This is a genomic window from Hyphomonadaceae bacterium BL14 (assembly GCA_027627705.1).
Taxonomy (GTDB): domain Bacteria; phylum Pseudomonadota; class Alphaproteobacteria; order Caulobacterales; family Maricaulaceae; genus Oceanicaulis.
Map to the genome: position 1 here is coordinate 1,048,026 of CP091242.1, position 18,518 is coordinate 1,066,543.

At 66.4% G+C, this 18,518-nt stretch carries 19 protein-coding genes; 1 reads left to right on the forward strand and 18 read right to left on the reverse strand.

Features of this window, described 5'->3' with window-relative positions; all coding sequences use genetic code 11:
• Positions 1-48: 48 nt before the first annotated feature.
• The 11 genes from L2D00_04970 to gatB all read right to left on the reverse strand — a co-directional run bounded on the left by L2D00_04970 (position 49) and on the right by gatB (position 10,929).
• Positions 49-420 (reverse strand): cytochrome c-type biogenesis protein CcmH, encoded by a 372-nt coding sequence (locus tag L2D00_04970; protein WBQ14040.1) that lies wholly within the window; start codon positions 418-420, stop codon positions 49-51.
• Positions 417-2,402, reverse strand: coding sequence for a heme lyase CcmF/NrfE family subunit (locus L2D00_04975; GenBank protein WBQ14041.1), 1,986 nt, complete (start codon positions 2,400-2,402; stop codon positions 417-419). The genes L2D00_04970 and L2D00_04975 overlap by 4 nt, the downstream gene beginning before the upstream one ends.
• Complete coding sequence (ccmE, locus tag L2D00_04980; protein WBQ14042.1) at positions 2,399-2,881, reverse strand: cytochrome c maturation protein CcmE; 483 nt, start codon at positions 2,879-2,881, stop codon at positions 2,399-2,401. Before ccmE ends, L2D00_04975 begins: the two co-directional genes overlap by 4 nt.
• On the reverse strand, positions 2,878-3,819 hold the full coding sequence (locus L2D00_04985) for a hypothetical protein (protein WBQ14043.1): 942 nt from the start codon (positions 3,817-3,819) through the stop codon (positions 2,878-2,880). The genes ccmE and L2D00_04985 overlap by 4 nt, the downstream gene beginning before the upstream one ends.
• On the reverse strand, positions 3,816-4,460 hold the full coding sequence (locus L2D00_04990; protein WBQ14044.1) for a class I SAM-dependent methyltransferase: 645 nt from the start codon (positions 4,458-4,460) through the stop codon (positions 3,816-3,818). Before L2D00_04990 ends, L2D00_04985 begins: the two co-directional genes overlap by 4 nt.
• Before the next feature lie 41 nt (positions 4,461-4,501).
• A complete protein-coding gene (locus tag L2D00_04995; protein WBQ14045.1) occupies positions 4,502-5,833 on the reverse strand; it encodes a hypothetical protein in 1,332 nt (443 codons plus the stop codon).
• A 61-nt stretch (positions 5,834-5,894) separates the two neighbouring features.
• Complete coding sequence (locus tag L2D00_05000) at positions 5,895-7,253, reverse strand: sensor histidine kinase (GenBank protein WBQ14046.1); 1,359 nt, start codon at positions 7,251-7,253, stop codon at positions 5,895-5,897.
• Between the two features lie 50 nt (positions 7,254-7,303).
• Positions 7,304-7,993, reverse strand: coding sequence for a response regulator transcription factor (locus L2D00_05005; protein ID WBQ14047.1), 690 nt, complete (start codon positions 7,991-7,993; stop codon positions 7,304-7,306).
• Between the two features lie 19 nt (positions 7,994-8,012).
• Positions 8,013-8,312 carry a PepSY domain-containing protein gene (locus tag L2D00_05010; GenBank protein WBQ14048.1) on the reverse strand — a complete coding sequence of 100 codons (300 nt, stop codon included), beginning with the start codon at positions 8,310-8,312 and terminating at the stop codon, positions 8,013-8,015.
• Positions 8,313-8,413: 101 nt separating this feature from the next.
• Positions 8,414-9,331, reverse strand: coding sequence for a J domain-containing protein (locus L2D00_05015; GenBank protein WBQ14049.1), 918 nt, complete (start codon positions 9,329-9,331; stop codon positions 8,414-8,416).
• 92 nt (positions 9,332-9,423) lie between these two features.
• Positions 9,424-10,929: an Asp-tRNA(Asn)/Glu-tRNA(Gln) amidotransferase subunit GatB gene (gene gatB, locus L2D00_05020; protein ID WBQ14050.1), complete on the reverse strand. Its 1,506-nt coding sequence runs from the start codon at positions 10,927-10,929 to the stop codon at positions 9,424-9,426.
• A gap of 251 nt (positions 10,930-11,180) precedes the next feature.
• Between gatB and L2D00_05025 the strand changes: the two genes are divergently transcribed.
• Positions 11,181-11,417: a hypothetical protein gene (locus tag L2D00_05025; protein ID WBQ14051.1), complete on the forward strand. Its 237-nt coding sequence runs from the start codon at positions 11,181-11,183 to the stop codon at positions 11,415-11,417.
• An 89-nt stretch (positions 11,418-11,506) separates the two neighbouring features.
• Here the strand turns inward: L2D00_05025 and L2D00_05030 are convergent, their stop codons facing one another.
• The 7 genes from L2D00_05030 to L2D00_05060 are packed head-to-tail and all read right to left on the reverse strand — an operon-like array spanning position 11,507 to position 18,515.
• Positions 11,507-11,863 carry a DUF1467 family protein gene (locus L2D00_05030; protein ID WBQ14052.1) on the reverse strand — a complete coding sequence of 119 codons (357 nt, stop codon included), beginning with the start codon at positions 11,861-11,863 and terminating at the stop codon, positions 11,507-11,509.
• Positions 11,863-12,297, reverse strand: a complete 435-nt coding sequence (gene mce / locus L2D00_05035; protein ID WBQ14053.1) for a methylmalonyl-CoA epimerase — start codon at positions 12,295-12,297, stop codon at positions 11,863-11,865. The genes L2D00_05030 and mce overlap by 1 nt, the downstream gene beginning before the upstream one ends.
• Positions 12,298-12,308: 11 nt before the next feature.
• Positions 12,309-13,994 (reverse strand): ribonuclease J, encoded by a 1,686-nt coding sequence (locus L2D00_05040; GenBank protein WBQ14054.1) that lies wholly within the window; start codon positions 13,992-13,994, stop codon positions 12,309-12,311.
• A 12-nt stretch (positions 13,995-14,006) separates the two neighbouring features.
• Positions 14,007-14,777 (reverse strand): type III pantothenate kinase, encoded by a 771-nt coding sequence (locus L2D00_05045; protein ID WBQ14055.1) that lies wholly within the window; start codon positions 14,775-14,777, stop codon positions 14,007-14,009.
• An 11-nt stretch (positions 14,778-14,788) separates the two neighbouring features.
• Positions 14,789-15,520 (reverse strand): biotin--[acetyl-CoA-carboxylase] ligase, encoded by a 732-nt coding sequence (locus L2D00_05050; GenBank protein WBQ14056.1) that lies wholly within the window; start codon positions 15,518-15,520, stop codon positions 14,789-14,791.
• A gap of 17 nt (positions 15,521-15,537) precedes the next feature.
• Positions 15,538-16,980 carry an NADH-quinone oxidoreductase subunit NuoN gene (gene nuoN, locus L2D00_05055; protein ID WBQ14057.1) on the reverse strand — a complete coding sequence of 481 codons (1,443 nt, stop codon included), beginning with the start codon at positions 16,978-16,980 and terminating at the stop codon, positions 15,538-15,540.
• 2 nt (positions 16,981-16,982) lie between these two features.
• Complete coding sequence (locus tag L2D00_05060; protein WBQ14058.1) at positions 16,983-18,515, reverse strand: NADH-quinone oxidoreductase subunit M; 1,533 nt, start codon at positions 18,513-18,515, stop codon at positions 16,983-16,985.
• Positions 18,516-18,518: the final 3 nt, after the last annotated feature.

Below are 18,518 nucleotides of genomic sequence, written 5' to 3' on the forward strand. Positions count from 1 at the left end.
CCCCTCAAGGGTGGGGATGGCAAGGCACCGGGACAAGGCCCGCAGCGATCACGGCCGCGTGCGGGGCTTGCGCATTGCCGTGAAGAACAGCGCCCCGCCCAGCAGCATCAGGATCAGCGGCGCGATCCACAACGGCGCCGTGCGCGCATCAAAGGTGGGGCGCATCAGCACTTCATGGCCGAACCGCTCCACCATGGCCTGACGCAGATCGGCGTCGGTCTGGCCCACCGCCACCTGTTCGCGGATGAAGCGGCGCATGTCCTGGGCCATGGGGGCGTTGGAATCCATCACCGACTCGCCTGCGCACACCATGCAGCGGACCTCGCGCATCAGCGCCTGGGCCCGTGCTTCCTCTTCCGGCGGCAATCCGCCGGGCGCGGCCTGCAGGGCCAGGGCGAGCATGAGCGCCTTGACGATCATGCGCCCGCCTCCGCGGCATCCAACGGCGCAGACGCTGCGCCCGGCTCGGGCGTCTCTCTGCGCACCCGCGCCGGAGCGCCGGACATGAGCCGTCCGGTCAGAGCCAGACCACCGCCGCCCACCACCAGGAATGCACCAAATCCCAGCATCCAGACCAGCGGGTGATAGGCTGCGCGCAGCTCATAGACCATCACCCCATCTTCACGCAGGCGCGCTTCGCCCACGGACAGATAGAGATCGCCGCGCCAGTCTGACCGCAGCCCGACTTCGCGCGTGGTCTGGTCGGCGGCCGGGTAGAAGCGCCGCTCCGGGCTGACGGTGTAGCGGTCATCCACGCGGATGGTGGCACGGTCTGCCATGTAATTGCGGCCATCCGCGCGGCGCACGCCTTCCAGCGTCAGGGTCCGGCCCGCAATCGACAGGCTTTCGCCCGGGGCCAGCGAGCGGTGCAGATCGGGCGGGCGCGAGGCGTCGGCAGCGGCCCCCAGCGCAATGAAACCGACCCCGGCATGGGCCAGCGCCCGGCCGGCTACCGAGAAGCGCGCGGCCCGCGCCTTGGCGGCACGCCAGTGCACGCCCACATCCATGGCCGCGCCGCACAGCGCCCAGGCCCCCACGCCGCCCGCGACCACTGCCAGAACCGGCGCGCCAAAGGCGATGAAGGCGATGATGACGCCCGCCACCGGCACCAGCAGAAGCGCCGCCCGCATCTGCTTGAGACCCGGCTTCGCGCCGCCATTGGCCCAGGGCATGAAGGCTGCCACCGGCATCAGGGCGGCCGCCAGAATGAGCAGCGGCGTGGCCGAGGCATCAAAATAGGGCGGACCCACCGAGATCATGGGCCAACCCATGAGATCGACAAACAACGGGTAGAGCGTGCCGATCAGCACCACGCCCGCGGTCACGGCGAGCAGGAGATTATTGGCGCCGATGAAGGCCTCACGGCTGGTCGGTTCGAACCCGTCACCCTCGCCCAGAGAGCCTGCGCGCAGGGCGAAAAGCGCGAACCCGGCCACGGCGGAAATGCCCAGCATGCCCAGAATCCACGCGCCGCGTTCGGGATCGAGCGCAAAGGCATGCACCGAGGTCAGCACACCCGACCGCACGAGGAAGGCACCCAGAATAGACAGGATGTAGGCGATGAGCGCCAGGAAGACGGTCCAGCCGGGAAACGCGCCGCGCTTTTCGGTCGCGATGGCCGAGTGGACCAGCGCTGCGCCGAGCAGCCAGGGCATAAAGCTGGCATTCTCCACCGGGTCCCAGAACCACCAGCCGCCCCAGCCCAGCTCGTAATACGCCCACCAGGCCCCCAGCGCGATGCCGCCCGTCAGGCTGACCCAGGCGCCCAGCGCCCAGGGGCGCAGCGCACTGGCCAGTTCACGCCCGCCGGACTTCTGCATCAGGCCCGCCGCGGCGATGGCGAATGCCGCTGACAGACCGACATAGCCCACATAGAGCATGGGCGGATGGATCGCGAGCAGCGGGTCCTGAAGGATCGGATTGAGGTCCGCACCCTGGATCGGAGCGGGCAGAATCCGCTCGAACGGGTTGGACGCAAAGGCCAGAAACGCGAAGAAGAGCGAGGACAGAAGCCCCTGGAAGCTCACCGCGCGCGCGCGCAGCGCCGGGTCCTTCGGTCCGATGCGCGCCAGGCCCAGCCCGAACAGGACCAGAATCCAGCACCACAACAGCATCGAGCCTTCATGTCCGCCCCAGGTGCCGGAAATCTTGTACAGAAGCGGTTTGTCCACATGGGAGTTGGACGCGACATAGGCGATGGAGAAATCGGAGCGCACAAAGCTGATAACCAGCAGCAGGAAGGCGACACCGGCGGCGATCACCGCAATCTCCGCGGCCGCCGTGCCGGCCCGCGCCGCGCCCGAGCGTCCGCCCTGGTCCGCGCCGCGCCAGGCCAGAAGTGTCTGGGCGACACATGCCAGGAACGCCAGCGCTATGAGGAAGCGGCCAATCTCTGCGATCATCGGCCCGTCTCCTGAACACTGTCACCATAACTTGAAGCAGGCGCGTTTTCATCCTGCCAATAACCCGAATCGCGCAAGGCCCGCGCGACTTCAGGCGGCATGTAGCTCTCGTCATGCTTGGCCAGCACGTTGGCGGCCGTAAAGCGGGCGTCATCGCCGAACACGCCTTCGGCCACGATGCCCTGGCCTTCACGGAACAGGTCCGGCAGAGCACCGGCAAAAAGGATGCGGATCTCGGCATTGCCGTCCGTAACGGTGAAATTGGCACCGCCCGAGGACGGGCGCTCCACCGACCCGGTCACCACCAGACCGCCGACGCGTACGCGCTGGCCAGGCTCGGGCGGATTTTCCGCGACCATGGTCGGCGAATAGAAGAACACCATCGCATCGCGCATGGCCGTGAAGGCGAGCGTGGCGGCGAGGATGAGCACCGCGCCGGCGGCGGCGGTGATCCAGAGGCGTCTGCGGGCTTTGGTCACGCGTCGGTCTCCTCAAGTTCAAAAGCGGCGCCCAGCGCGCTGATCAGCGCGCGCGCGCCCGGGTCGTCGGCGAAGGCGGCGCGGCCACGGGCCAGCGCGCTGGCGGCGGCCTGCGGATTGTCCTGCATCATGCGCGCCCGCGCCAGCGTCATCCAGCCCGATACATCCGCCGGTTCGGATTCCAGCCGGGTCTCCAGCCGGGCGATCATGCCCTCGATCATCACCTCCACGTCCGGGCGTTCAGCGCCCTCGGTGAGGACCGCCGGATCGGCCCCGCCCATGGACGGGCGCGACAACAGATCGGCAGCGCGCGAGGCGATGGCGGCGCGGTAGGGGTCGTCCTCATCCAGCCGCATGATGATCCCGCCCCAATAGGAGGCGGCTGCCGCGCGGTCACCGGCTTCATAGGCGGCAGCCCCGAGAAAGAAGGCCGGCTCGGGCATGGCGGGGTCTTCGGTGTGGGCGGAGGTGAAGGCGCGCGCGGCCTCGGGCGTGACCGTGCCCTGGTTCAGCGTGACAATGGTCTGGCCAAGATCATTGAACAGGCGCGCCTGCGGGCTGACACGGATGGCCTGCTCGAAATGGGCGATGGCTTCCAGCTCGCGCCCGGTGGCCGCCAGAAACCGCCCGAGCAGGCGGCGCGCCTCGATATCGCGCCCGTCGCGGCGCACGGCATCGCGCAGCCATTCTTCCTGCTCCACCGGGCTCAGCGTTTCGGGATCGGCGCCGCGCAGCGCTTCCATGCGGGGCTGATAGGGCGCGCCGGGCGCGTCGGGCATGCCGTTGACCCAATAAGCGCTCAGCGCCCCCAGCGCCAGGAACGCCCCGGCCCCGACACCGATCAGGCGCGCCGCGCCCGCTTCCTGCAGCAGGGGCCGGGCGAGCCAGATCGCCGCCGCTGCGCCAATGCCCATACACACCAGGGTGAAGGCGATCATGACGCACTCCGTTGATAGCTCACGAGCCGGTTATGGGCCGGCATCTCCAGCCGGCCTGCCCGCTCAAACCCGCAGCGCGCCGCCAGTGCATCGACCGCGGCCAGCGCCCGCACACCCCAGCCGGGATGGCGCGCACGCAGGCTGGCGTCAAATTCCAGATTGGACGGTGCGGTGGCCTCACCCTCGAGGAAGGGGCCATAGAGATGCAGTTGCGCACCGGGCTTCAGGATGCCGCCGGCACCGGCAAACAGGCCCTCCGCCGCGGTCCAGGGCGCGATGTGGATCATGTTCGCGCAAAAGATGGCGTCGGCTTCGAGCGCAATCTCCCAGCCATCCCGGGTCACGTCGAGATCGCGCGCCGGGGCGATCGCCCCACCCGCGTCCAGAGCCCAGGCATCGATGCTGGCGCGCGCGTCCGGATCGGGATCGCTGGGCGTCCAGATGAGGTCCGGGCGCGCGGCAATACAGGCCAGCGCATGCTCGCCCGTGCCGCTGGCGATTTCCACGACACGCGCCCGCCCGGGCAACAGCCCGGCCAGAGCCCGGGCGATGGCGTCGCGATTGCGCGCCGCGCTCGGCGATGACAGGCGCGCGCCAGCGGCGGCGCGAGCTTCAAGAGCGGAAGGAAGCGATGATGTCATAAGTGTCTAGATAGAGCGGTCCGGGCCCGCTTTGAAGGAATTTACGCCGCCAGGGCTGCGGCGCCTCGGCGCAGGAGGACTGCGCCCGCCTCGCGCTGCCCCAGCGCGTGCATCAGCGCGGCAATGTAGTTGAGGCGCGCCGAACCGGCCTCACGGTGCTGTGCGTCCTGGCTGCGCAGTGCATCCAGCGCGCCCTGGCCAGCGCGTTCGAACGCATTCGCCAACTCGGCGATCACGCTGTTGTGCGCACCGCCGACCGCCGCACGGCCCGCGTCGTCGCGTGTCAGCGCGAGGAACAGACAATGCGCCAGCGCCTGTTCCATGTCCTCCTCACGCGGCTGGGTGAAGCGGCGCGGGCCCTTGTCAGCCTCCGGCAACACGCGCCCGACAGCGCGGCGGGCGGCTTCATGGATGGCCGTCATCTGTTCGCTGGCACGCGCGCGCAAATCCATGATGCGCTTGCCCCAGGGCCCGTCCTTGCGAATGCCGATTTCCCGGCTCATGCCCACGGTGACCGCCGCAAAAGCGGTCACTGCCGCAGCCGCGGCGCGCGCTTCAGCCTCGGTCCGCGGGGCGGCGCGGAAACCGGCAAGATGGTAGGCGGCATCGCGCAAGAGCACGTCACCGATCAGGGCCATGTCCGTCTTGCCCACCAGAAGGTCATCATCGCGATGCGTCAGACGCTCGAACACGCGCAACAGCCGCCAGGGCCGGTTGAAACGCGCCATGATGAGCAGCAGCACCCACGGACCCGCATCAGGGTCAGATGCCGCGGCGGCTTCGTACCGGTCACGAATAAATTCGCACTGGGCGTCATCGGGATCGTCGATCACCGGGGCCAGCCCCGTCAGCGCCATGCGCAGCACCGGTGCCAGGCGCAGCATGGTGGCCACGTCGCGCGCCTCATCAAAGCGCTCCACGTCCAGACGCGCCTGCAGGCGCTTACGCGCCCGAGGGTCGTTCTCGGCCTGCTTGAACGCCTCCACCATCAGTGCCGCACCGGCGGCGCGCTCCGGGTCCAGCTGGCCCGGCGTGTCCGGCGAACACGGGTCCAGGGCAATGGCGCGCACGCGCGCAGCGATATCAGGTGACAGCTCCTCACCCAGCCAGGCCCACAGGGCCCGCAACAGGGCGACCGGCACCACCGACACCGCGGGGCGGTCCGAACCGGGCTTTCCCGATAGCGGTGCAAGAGGGGCAAAGAATCGCTCGCGCGACAGTTCGTCAGGGTCGCTCAGGCAATTGCCCAGCAGACGTCCCAGCGCCGGATCGGCCTGCCCCGCCATGGCACACAGGCGCTGCGCCATATCGCCAGGAAGGCTGGCGAGAAGGCCACGCAACTGATCCATTTTCGCCGGCACCAACGGCCCCATGCGACACTCCTGCCAACACAACTGAATGCGTTTAGCCCGAAAAGGGTTAACAGGACTTGAGCTAGCCCCCGGCACCGCCTGGCAGATCGAGGCAGGCGCGCAGCCCCCCCAGGGGCGAGCGGTCCAGTGATAGCGTCCCGCCATACGCGCTGGCCAGATCCGTCACGATGGCCAGACCCAGCCCGGTGCCGGGTGACTGTTCGTCCAGGCGCACGCCGCGGGCCAGCGCCTGGTGGCGCTGGTCCTGCGTCAGGCCCGGCCCGTCATCATCGACGATGATCTCGAGGCGCCCTGCCAGGGCAGGCAGGAGCGTGACATGCACCTGGCCGGCGGCCCATTTGCAGGCATTGTCCATCAGATTGCCGGCCAGGTCCTCAAGGTCCTGGCGCTCGCCACGGAACACCGCGCCAGGCGCGGTATCCCAGTCGATCCGCACGCCCCGGCGCTCATAGATGCGCCGCAGCGTGCGGCCCAGATCATTGATCACGGCGTCGGCGGGCGTGCGCGCGCCGATGGCGCGGGCGTTCGCGGCGGCGCGCGCGCGGCGCAGATGATGCTCGACCTGATCAGTCATGGACTGGGTCTGACGTGTCACCAGCTCGGCCAGCGGCCCGGACTGGCCGCGCGCCTCATTGCCCAGCACCGTCAGCGGCGTCTTCAGGGCGTGGGCGAGATTACCCACATGGGTGCGGGCGCGCTCGACCACTTCACGTGAATGATCAAGAAGCCCGTTAAGCTCTTCGGCCAGCGGTTTGATCTCGCGTGGAAAATGGCCACTCACCCATTCGGTCTGACCGTCGCGCACGGCCGCGACAGCAGCCCCCATGCGCAGAATTGGCCCGAGCGCCCAGCGCACCAGCACCACCACGCCCGCCGCCAGCGCTGCGGCAAATGCGGCCAGCAGACCGGCCGCCGCCATGGCAAAATCGCGCACCCGCCGGTCCGACGGGCGCCGGTCCTCGGCGGCGGCGAACACCACGGGTCCGCGTCCTTCAATCAGGACAGCGCGCACATGCATGCGCAGGGGCTCAAGATTGGGTCCGGGTGTTTCGCCGATGATCGTGATGCCCGGCTGGCCCAGCGCCGCGCGCACCAGCGGTCCGGCGGTATCAAGACGCTCATTGGCCAGCGAGTCCGAGCGCAGGATGGACGGGGCCGCATCGGCTCCGGCTGCGAAGACCTGCCAGTAACGCCCGGACAAAGCCTGGAAATAGCCCGGATCAATCGGCCGCAGATCCAGCTCCAGCCCGCCGCCGGCGACAGGCTCGACATGGGCCACCATGGAATCCACCACCCCGGCGAGCCGGTCGTCGAGATCGCGCAAGACGGTCGATTGAAACAGCAAGGTCAGCGCACCCGCACCGAACACCAGCAGAATCACCGCCCAGCCCAAGGCGGCCAGCACCAGGCGCCGCACCATGGAACCCTGTTCTATAAGGTCCGGTCGCCCGGTCTGGTCGTCGCGTGTGCTCACCCGGTCCTTGCGTCCATGCGTCCGGTGTCTGGGTCGACCAGACGATAGCCCAGTCCGCGCACGGTTTCGATCCGGTCATTGCCGATTTTCTTGCGCAGGCGCCCGACAAACACCTCGATCGTATTGGAGTCGCGGTCGAAATCCTGATCGTAGATGTGTTCGACCAGCTCGGTGCGCGAAATCACCCGCTCCTTGTGGTGCATGAGATAGCTCAGGAGGCGGAACTCATGGCTGGTCAGCTTAACCAGCTGATCGCCCAGAAAGACGCGCGCGCCGCGTGTATCCAGCGTCAGCGTACCGCTTTCCATCATGGCGCTGGCGTGTCCGGCGGCGCGCCGGGTCAGGGCGCGCAGGCGCGCCAGCAATTCTTCCGGGTGGAAGGGCTTGGTAAGGTAGTCATCGGCACCCGCGTCAAACCCGGCGACCTTCTCGCTCCACCGGTCACGCGCGGTCAGGATCAGCACAGGCGTGGTCACGCCCGCCTTGCGCCAGCGCTCCAGCACCGAAACGCCGTCCAGCTTGGGCAAGCCGAGATCGAGCACGATGGCGTCATACGGCTCGGTCTCGCCCAGATGCCAGCCATCTTCGCCGTCGGCGGCGGAATCCACCGCATAGCCGGCATGGTGCAGCGTATCGGACAGCTGGCGGTTCAGATCGGCGTCGTCTTCCACGATGAGCGCGCGCATGGGCGAAGCTCCTTCCCTGTTAACCGATGACACGGCCGGTGCGCGCGTCCACGCGCACGTCGCGGCGCTGACCCTCGCGGGTCACAATACGGATGATGTAAAGCGGCTGCGCCCCGCTTTCGAAGCGGCCGGTGACGTATTGCGAGCCGGGATAGGCGCGCAGCGCCGCATCGATCGCCACACGCATCGGCACAATGTCTGCCTGCGCGGACGCCTCATGAACGCCCGGCAGTTCGGCTGCATGCGCGCCGGCAGCCGGCAAAGAGCCGGTCGCCGCGATCGCGGCCAGAGCGAGGAAAGAGGCGAGAAGTGTTTTCATGAGACCTGTTTTGCCAAGATGGGGCTGAACGCGCTGTGAACATGCATGAAGAAGGCCATTCATCTGCACGGTCATGCGCAGGAGCCTGTGCACAGCGTGTCTCACCCGCCGCGCCGCCGCCTTGGATCGTAGCCTGCAGGCGGGGTCCAGGTCTCTAGAAAGGCCTCCAGCTCCGGATCGCCGGCCGGCACGTCAATGATCAGGCGGATGATCTGGTCACCGCGCTTGCCATCTCCCGCCGGCGCGCCCTTGCCGCGCAGGCGCAGGAGCGCCCCGGAGGTCGAGCCGGCCGGCACACGCACTTCCACCACGCCGTCCACGGTGGGCGCACGCACCACACCGCCCAGTACCGCCTCTTTCAGGCTGATCGGCAGATCCAGCCGGATGTCAGCCCCGTCACGCTGGAACTGGGCGTGGGACCGGATGCGCACCGTGATCAGCGCGTCGCCGGCCGGCCCGCCAGAGAGCGATGGAGCGCCCTGCCCGCGCAGGCGCAGCACCTGGCCGTCCTCCACGCCTGCGGGCACGCTGATCTCGTTGGCCCGCCCGCCCTGGAAGCTGACGCGCTTCTTGGCACCCAGCACCGATTCTTCAAAGCTGACATTGATCTCGCCGCGCATGTCAGGACCCGGTGCGTTGCGCCTTGCGCCGCCGGGGCCTGCGCTGGCACCCGCCGTGCGCGCGCGCTCGGCGAACAGGTCGGAGAACAGGTCGGATATGTCTTCAAACCGGCCCGTCGGACCCCGCTGGCCCGGGGGCGCATCGGGGTTGGAGCGGTAATGAAAGGGGGCGCGCTCGCGGCCCTCGGCATCGATCTCGCCGCGGTCGAACTTGGCGCGGGTCTCGGCGTTGGACAGAAGCTTGAAGGCGCGCGTGACCTCCTTGAACCGCTCCTCCGACTTGGCGTCATCGGGACGCGCATCCGGGTGCAGTTCTTTGGCCAGCTTGCGGTAGGCGCGCCGGATCTCGTCGGCCGAAGCCGATTTGGGCACGCCAAGAATCGCATAGGGGTCACGCATCACGGTTCAGCCTGTAGCAGGACTGCACTGTCCTTGCGAGCAGAGTGAACGGCAATTGGGCACGCCGCGCGCGCGCCACAAGGCGGACACGATCACCCCAGCAGCTTGCGGTTCAGGATCTCGTTCACGGCCTGCGGATTGGCTTTGCCGCCTGTGGCTTTCATCACCTGACCGACAAACCAGCCCAGCGTCTGGGGCTTGGTTTTCACTTTCTCGGCCTGCTCGGGGTTCGCCGCGATCAGCGCGTCCACCACCTTTTCAATCGCGCCGGTGTCGGTGACCTGTTTCAGGCCACGCGCTTCCACGATGGTCTCGGGATCACCGCCCTCTTCCCAGACGATCTCGAACACGTCCTTGGCGATCTTGCCGGAGATGACGTTGGAGGTGATGAGGCTCACCAGCCCCGCCAGCTGGGCCGGGCTCACCGGGCTTTCGGTGATGGAGAGGCCTTCCTTATTCAGGCGGCCGAACAGTTCGTTATTGACCCAGTTGGCCGACAGCTTGGCGTCCGCGCCCTCGATCACGGCCTCGAAATAATCGGCCCGGTCCTTGTCGGCGGCCAGCACCGAGGCGTCGTACTCGGACAGGCCCAGCACCTCGACAAAGCGCTTGCGCTTGTCGGCGGGCAATTCGGGCAGATTGGCCTTGATGTCCGCAATCCACGCCGCGTCCAGCACCAGCGGGGTCAGGTCGGGATCAGGGAAATAGCGGTAGTCATGCGCCTCTTCCTTCGACCGCATGGACCGGGTCACGCCGGTATTGGCGTCGAACAGGCGGGTCTGCTGGATGATCTTGCCGCCCTCTTCCAGAATGTCGATCTGGCGGCGCGCTTCATACTCGATGGCCTGCATGATGAAGCGCAGCGAGTTGACGTTCTTGATCTCGCAGCGCGTGCCCAGATGCTTGAAATCGCCGCTGGCGGCGAATTTCTCATACTGGCCGGGCTTGCACACCGACACGTTCACGTCGGCGCGCATCTGGCCCTTTTCCATGTCGCCGCCGCAGGTGTCGAGATAGCGCAGGATCGTGCGCAGTGTGCGCACATAGGCCGCTGCATCGCCGGGGCTGCGCACATGGGGGCGCGAGACGATCTCCATCAGCGCCACGCCGGAGCGGTTGAGGTCCACATAGGTGGCGGTGGGGTCGAGATCATGGATCGACTTGCCCGCATCCTGCTCCAGGTGCAGGCGCTCGATCCCGACTGTGAAGCGCGAGCCGTCATCACGCTCGCACTCGATCTCGCCCTCGCCCACGATGGGGTGGGCGAACTGGCTGATCTGATAGCCTTGGGGCAGGTCGGGATAGAAGTAATTCTTCCGGTCAAAGCGCGAAAACGCGTTGATCTGCGCGTTCAGGCCGAGGCCTGTGCGCACGGCCTGCTCGACGCAGAATTTATTGAGCACCGGCAGCATGCCCGGCATGCCCGCATCCACGAGGCTGACCTGAGTGTTGGGCTCTGATCCGAACTCGGTGGAGGCGCCGGAGAACAGCTTGGAGCGGCTCTTGACCTGGGCGTGGACCTCAAGGCCCACGACAATCTCCCACTCGCCCGTGGCACCGGGCAGAACATAGCGATGGTCGTCAGCGTCGAGCGGCATGGCGGCAAGGCTTCCTGATCAGGGGATGTAACGCGTCCATCCCTGTTTCGGCCCGCCGCGCCGCGCCGTCAAGCGTGCGGTGTGCGCCAGACTGGTCCGGTTGCGTGACCGCACGTGTCAGGCAGTATGGATTGGGCCGCAAGGAGAGTCGGTCCGGCTATCCCCGGACACGCCTGCGCCGTGCGCCGCATGTCCGCCAAAATGTCCGGCAATCGGGCGGGCGCCGGGCCAAAAGGGGAGTGAAAGCCTTGTTGTCAGGCGAATTCCTGAGCCCGTGCGGGACAGAGATCTTCCAGTTCAGTGTCGGCCCCATAGAAGCGTCTGACATCGCGCCCTTCAGCTGCGGTGTGAAACTGTACGCCATAGAGAGGGCTGATTTCATTATCGACAGCCGGGTCTATGGAGAAAGCGCGTTTCAGGCGTTGGAGCTCGCCACGGCGCTGATCTCGGACCTGTCAGGCTGGGCTGAGGCAATCAAGCGCGGCTGAACCGCCAACGATCAGCGACCCGCCCCCAGAGTAATGTCGCGGCAGAATACGATTACTCCGACAGGTTCCACGCGCTCCGCGGCGCCCCCTCACCGCTGCGGCGTGGCGGGGCCGTAAGCGAACCACTCCAGCTGCACCAGCTCCAGCACCAGCACACAGACAATCACCAGCCATATCGCGGCGGTGATGACGGTCGTCAGCCAGAGCTTGGCGCGGATTTGCGGATCGGTGGGCGCGCCCGGTTCTGAACCGGGGACAATGTCGCCATCCTCGTGCTGGCCGCGGATCTGGCGCGGCAGGACCGTGAAGAACACCATCCACCAGGCGCACAGAAACACCACCAGGCCCGAGACCATGCCGATATTGGGCGAAGCGATGAAGGCCAGCGCGATCCACATCAGGGCTGCGGCGATCACCAGAGCCTGGCTGAGGCGCTGACGGGTCATCAATGGCCGCCTTCGTACTGCGCGGGGTCCTGCATCAGCTCGATGAGCACGCCGCCGGTGTCCTTGGGATGGACGAAGATCACCGGCACGCCATGGGCGCCGAGATAGGGCTCGCCGGTGCCCAGAACCGTTGCGCCGCGCGCGCGCATGGCGTCGCGGGCGGCGAGGATGTCGGGCACTTCAAAACACATATGATGCTGGCCGCCCTTGGGGTTCTTCTCGAGGAATTTATGGACGGGGCTCCCCTCGCCCAGCGGCTCGATCAGCTCGATCTGCATGTTGGGCAGGGTGACGAAGACGACGCGCACGCCCAGTTGCGGGAAATCCCTGGGCGCGGTGGCGTCGGTTGCGCCGTAAAGCTCGGCATAGACACGCGCCGCCGCTTCAACGTCCGGCGTGGCGACGCCCACATGGTTGAGCCGTCCGAGTTTCATTCCCGTCTCCCTCAGCCCGCCATGACGATGGCGTCTACCGCCGGCTTCTTGCCCCAGATGCGCGCGGCCTCGCGGCGCACGGCCTGGCGCAGGACTTCCTCTACGGCGGCCTCGTCGCGGCGCTCGCGCTTGCCCATGCGCTTGAAGGCGGCTTCGGCGGCGTCGGCCAGATCGTCCAGCAGCGCGTCGAGATCATAGCCGGACTGGTCCGGCACGCCCATGGCGCGCAGGTCGAGCCCGTTCTGAAGCGTGCCGTCGCGCAATATGGCGGCCACGGTGATGTGGCCGGCGACGGACAACTTGCGGCGCTCGCGCATGGCTTCGTGGCCGTCATTGATGATGAAATTGCCATCCACATAGAGCCGCCCCGCCGGCGCCTCGTCGACGATGCGGGCGCCGTCGCGGTCGATGCGGATCACTGCGCCATTGAACGGCTCCAGCGAATGGGGCACGCCCAGCGTCCTGGCGAAGGCAGCATGTTCTTTCAAATGGCGCAGCTCGCCATGGACCGGAATGGCCACATTGGGCTGAGCCCAGGCGTACATCTGGGCCAGCTCGTCGCGGCACGGGTGGCCGGAGACGTGGATATGCCGGTCGCGCTCGGTGATGAGGTTGACGCCGCGCCCGGCCAGCCGGTTCATCAGCTCGAAAATCCCGCGCTCATTGCCCGGAATGATGCGCGAGGAAAAGATCACGCAGTCGCCCTGCCCCAGCGTCACATTGCGGTGGGCACCTTCGGCGATGCGTGACAGCGCGGCGCGCGGCTCGCCCTGGGATCCGGTGCACAGATAGAGGATTTTATCGGCGGGGAAGTAGGCCGCCTCCTCCTCGTCGATGAAGTCCTGATACTGGCTGAGCAGCCCCACCGACTTGGCCGCGCCGGTGATGCGGTGCATGGACCGGCCGACCAGGCAGACCCGGCGGCCATTGGCCTCGGCCGCGTGAATGGCGGTGTCCAGGCGCGCCACGTTGGACGCAAAAGCCGCAATGGCGACCTTGCCTTTCTGCTCGCCCACCAGCTTGACCAGATTGTCACGCACGCCCGCTTCGGAGCCGGATTCGCCCTGGGTGAAGACATTGGTGCTGTCGCACACCATGGCCATCACGCCTTCGCGCCCGACGGCCTCCAGCGCGGAAATGTCGGTGCTGGCACCGATCACCGGATCGGGATCGATCTTCCAGTCGCCGGTATGCAGGATCAGGCCGGCAGGGGTGCGGATGATCAGCCCGTTGGGTTCGGGGATGGAGTGGGTGAGCGTGACCAGCTGGAGGTCGAAGGGGCCGATTTCAAAGCGGCTGCTCATGCCGACCACATGCAACTCGGCCTCGCCCAGAATGCCGTGCTCAGCCAGGCGGTCGCGCATCAGATAGGCGGTGAAGGGCGTGGCGTAGATCGGGCAGCGCAGGCGGCGCCACAAATGGGCAACGGCGCCCATATGGTCCTCGTGGGCGTGGGTGAGGACGATCGCCTTCAATTGATGGGCGCGCTCTTCGATGAAGCGGATATCGGGCATGATGATGTCGATGCCCGGCGTCGACAGATCGCCGAAGGTCACGCCGCAATCGACGATGATCCATTCGCGGTCCTCTTCCGGCCCGTAGCCGTAGAGATTGAGATTCATCCCGATCTCGCCCGAGCCGCCCAGCGGCACGAAATACACGGCGTCGCCGGTGTTGGTTTTAGATTTTTTGGTCACTGAGTAACTTTCTCAAGGCGCATTGCGCCGCCACACTTCGAGCAATCCTCGGATCGTCACATCCGGGTCGAAGTGATCAATGGTTTCAGCCGCGCCCTCGAACAATGAGGCAACGCCGCCGGTCGCGATGACCGTCATCTCCTGGCCGATCTCGGCCTTGAGCCGGCGCACCAGCCCGTCGATGAGGTCGATATATCCCCAGAAGACGCCCGACTGCATGGCGCCCACGGTATCCTTGCCCAGCACCTGGGGCGGGCGCTCGATGGCGATGCGCGGCAGGCGCGCAGCGGCCTGGTGCAGGGCCTGCATGGACAGATTAATGCCCGGCGAGATGATCCCGCCTTCAAAATTGCCCTGCGCCGAGACCACGTCAAATGTGGTGGCAGTCCCTGAATCCACGATGATCAGGGCACCGGGATACTTCACCCGGCAGCCCAGCGCGTTGACCAGACGGTCGGCGCCGGCATCCTGGGGCCGCTGAAGATTCACGCCCACGCCCAGATCAATACCCGGATCGCCCACCACCACCGGCTCGGTTCCGATATAACGCCGGGCCAGATTGCGCAGGTTAAACAGCGATTGCGGCACCACGGTGGAGATCACGCAGGCTTTCAGGTCCTTCAGCGCCAGCCCCTGCAGCTGCAGGAGCTGGTTGAGCCAGACCGCGTATTCATCCGCTGTGCGGCCCGAATGGGTCGCTGTGCGCCACTGGGCGCGCCAGTCAGTCCCGTCATGAACCGCGAACAGGGTGTTGGTGTTCCCGCAATCAATGGCCAGCAGCATGTATGGCTCCGTCAGGGCGCGCCGGCGCCGGGGAAGAACACGTCTCCCGCCGAGATAAGCCGTCTCGTCCCATCCTTCAAATCCAGGCGCAGCGCGCCGTCCTCGGCGAGGTCTGCAAACACGCCCTCCACCGTCTCACCATCAAGGCGCGCCGTACAGCGCTCGCCCAGGCCATGGGCACGCGACAGCCAAGCGGCACGCAGCGGCGCAAATCCGTCCGCCGCCCAGCGCTGACGCCAATGCTCAAAGCGCGCGGCCAGCAAGTCCAGCGCCGCTTCCGGCGCCAGATGCGCGCCATGAACCGTGAAGTCCGTCGCCGGGCGTTCGCTGTCGTCAGGGTGGTGAGCCAGATTGACCCCGATCCCTACCGCCAGCCACAGCCCGCCATCGGGATGGGTGCCGCTTTCCAGCAGAATGCCTGCCGCCTTGCGCCCGCTGATCAGGAGATCATTGGGCCATTTCAGCTTTATGAGAGCCGGATCCATCACGCCGGCGGCCAGATCGCCCACTGCCAGCGCGGCGGCGAAGGAGAGCTGCGCGGCGCGGGCGGGCCCGGCCTCCAGATGGTATAGCCCGGTGCAGAACAGATTGCCCGATGCGCTGGTCCAGTTGCGTCCGCGCCGTCCGCGCCCGGCACTCTGGACGCGCGCCATGATCCAGAGCGGGCCCGGCTCTCCTGAAAGTGCGCGCCGCCTGGCCTCCTCATTGGTGGAGTCCAGCTGGTCAAAAACCTCGATGCGCAAACCCGGGCCGCTCGCGCTTATGAGGACACGCTGATCGCTGTGGCGAGCACAATGCCCGCCACCGGCACCAGCGCCACCGTGGCCAAAGCCGCGGCCCGGCTGATGAAGGCGACGCCTGCCGGGGCCGGCTCAAACACGCCCACAGGCTCGTCAAACCAGATCACCTTCACCACGCGCAGATAATACGCGATCGACACGGCAGAGAAGACCAGGCCGATCAGCATCAGCCACCACAGACCCGCTGACGCCGCAGCGTAGAAGACGAAGAGCTTGCCGAAAAAGCCAACAAGGAAGGGCATGCCGCCGATGGAAAACATCAGGGCCGTCATCGACCAGCCAAGCGATGGCTGGCTTTTGGCCAGGCCCTTGAGGTCATCGATCTGCTCGACCATGCCTTCGGCGCGGCGCATGGACAGGATGACCGCAAACGCGCCCAGCACACCGACGACATAGAGCGTCATGTAGAACAGCACCGCCCAAAGCCCCAGTGCTGTCCCGGCAGCCAGGCCCACCAGCGCGTAGCCCATATTGCCGATGGAAGAATACCCCATCAGGCGCTTGATATTGGACTGCATCAGCGCGCCGAGCGCGCCCACGCCCATGGACAGCACGGCCAGCACCACGATGATCTGGCGCCACTCATCCGTCATGGCGGCGAAGGGTTCGTAGAGCACGCGCGCAATCAGGACCATGGCCGCGAGCTTGGGCGCAGTCGCGAAGAAGGCCGCAACCGGCGTCGGGGCCCCTTCGTAAACGTCCGGCGTCCACATATGGAAAGGCGCGGCGGAGATTTTGAACGCCAGGCCGGAGATCAGGAAGACCAGGCCGAACAGCAACCCGATCTTGGCCCCGTCCTCGCCCGCCGCCGAGGCGATGGCGTCAAATCCGGTGGCACCGGCGAAGCCATAAATCAGCGAGGCACCGTACAGCAGCAGGCCGGACGACAGGGCACCCAGCATGAAATATTTGAGGCCCGCTTCCGAGGCGCGCAGCGAATCCCGGTTGAAAGCAGCCAGGATGTAGAGCGCCAGCGATTGCAGTTCGATGCCCAGATAGAGCGTGATCAGGTCGTTGGACGACACCATGACCGACATGCCGGTCACCGCCAGCAGGGCCAGCACCGGGTATTCGAATTTGGCCAGGCGCTCGGTCTCGAGATATTTCGAGGCCAGTACCAGCGCGCCGGCCGAGGCGAGATAAATCACCGTCTTGGCGTAAAGCGTGAACGCATCCAGCTTGAACGCGCCATGGAAGGCGGTGCCGCCCTCCTGCCCCGCCAGCCAGACCGCGGCACCGGCGCACAGCAGCAGCAGCACGATGGACAGGCGCATGATCAGGCGCGCGGCCGCTTCCTCGCCCTTCCAGAACACGCCCAGCAGCAACAGCGCCATGGCGCCGATCGCGAGCATCAGCTCGGGCGTCAGCAGGCGCAGATCGGACAACAGCATCTCGACAGTCATGATCAGCCTTCGGACGGAACCAGATCCGCCGCCTCCTGGGTCAGCGCCGACTGGTATTGCTCGATGAGCTGGTTCACCGAGGCGCGGGTGACATCGGTGACCGGTGTGGTGAAGAAGCCAAGCCAGATCACCCCGACGCCCAGGACGCCCAGATTGATCCACTCGCGCATATTGAGGTCCTGCGCGGCTTCAAGCTTGGGATTGGTCATCTCGCCAAAGGTCACCTTCTTGTAGAGGGTGAGCATGTAGACCGCCGAGAAAATCACCCCGAGTGCCGCGCCCGCCGCCCAGATGGGGGCCACCATGAAGGCACCGGTCATGGTCATCAGCTCGCCCACGAAACCCGACGTGCCCGGCAGGCCCACATTGGCCATGGCAAACAGGGCAAAGAAGGCAGCGAATACCGGCATCTTGTGCACCAGCCCGCCATAGAAGGCGATGTCGCGGGTGTGGAAGCGGTCATAGATGACGCCCACGATCAGGAAGAGCGCGCCGGAGATCAGGCCGTGGGAAATCATCTGGAAGATGGCGCCCTGCACCCCGATCTCATTCATCGAGAAAATGCCCAGCGTCACAAAACCCATGTGGGCCACGGACGAGTAGGCGATCAGTTTCTTGATGTCGGTCTGACGAAACGCGATCAGCGAGGTGTAGACGATGGCGATGATCGACAGCACGAACACCATGGGCGCAAAGAAGGCGCTGGCGTCCGGGAACATGGGGATGGAAAAGCGCAGGAAGCCGTAGCCGCCGAGCTTCAGCAAAATACCCGCCAGGATCACCGAGCCTGCCGTGGGGGCCTGAACGTGGGCGTCGGGCAGCCAGGTGTGCACCGGCCACATGGGCATCTTCACCGCAAAGCTGGCAAAGAAGGCCAGCCACAGCCAGGTCTGGATGTCGCGCGCGAACGGGTGGGTCAGCAGGACCTCGATATCGGTGGTGCCCGCGGCGATGAACATCATGATCATCGCGCCCAGCATCAGCACCGAGCCGAAGAAGGTGTAGAGGAAGAATTTGAACGCGGCGTAGATGCGCTCGGCCCCGCCCCACACCCCGATGATCAGGAACATCGGGATCAGCGAGCCTTCGAAGAAGATGTAGAACAGCACCAGATCGAGCGCGCAGAACACGCCGGTGATCAGCGTCTGCAGGATCAGGAAGGCGGCCATGTAATCGGCCACGCGCCGCTCGATCTTCCAGCTGGCCAGGATGCAGATCGGCATCAGGAAGGCGGTCAGCAGCACGAACAGGACGGACAATCCGTCCACGCCCATCTTGTAGCTGATGCCCACGGAGGTCAGCCAGGGGATGGTTTCCACGAACTGGAAGCCGGACTGGGCGGTGTCGAACTCCACGACCAGAAGCACGGACATGGCAAAGACGAACAGGGTGACGAACAACGCCACGCCGCGCGCATTGCGCTCCAGCAGCGCCTGGTCCTCGGCGCGCATCAGGGCGCGCAGGATCAGGATCGCCACCGCGCCGACCGCAGGCAGGAAGGTGATGGCAGACAGGATGGGAAGCTGGCTGAGCATAGT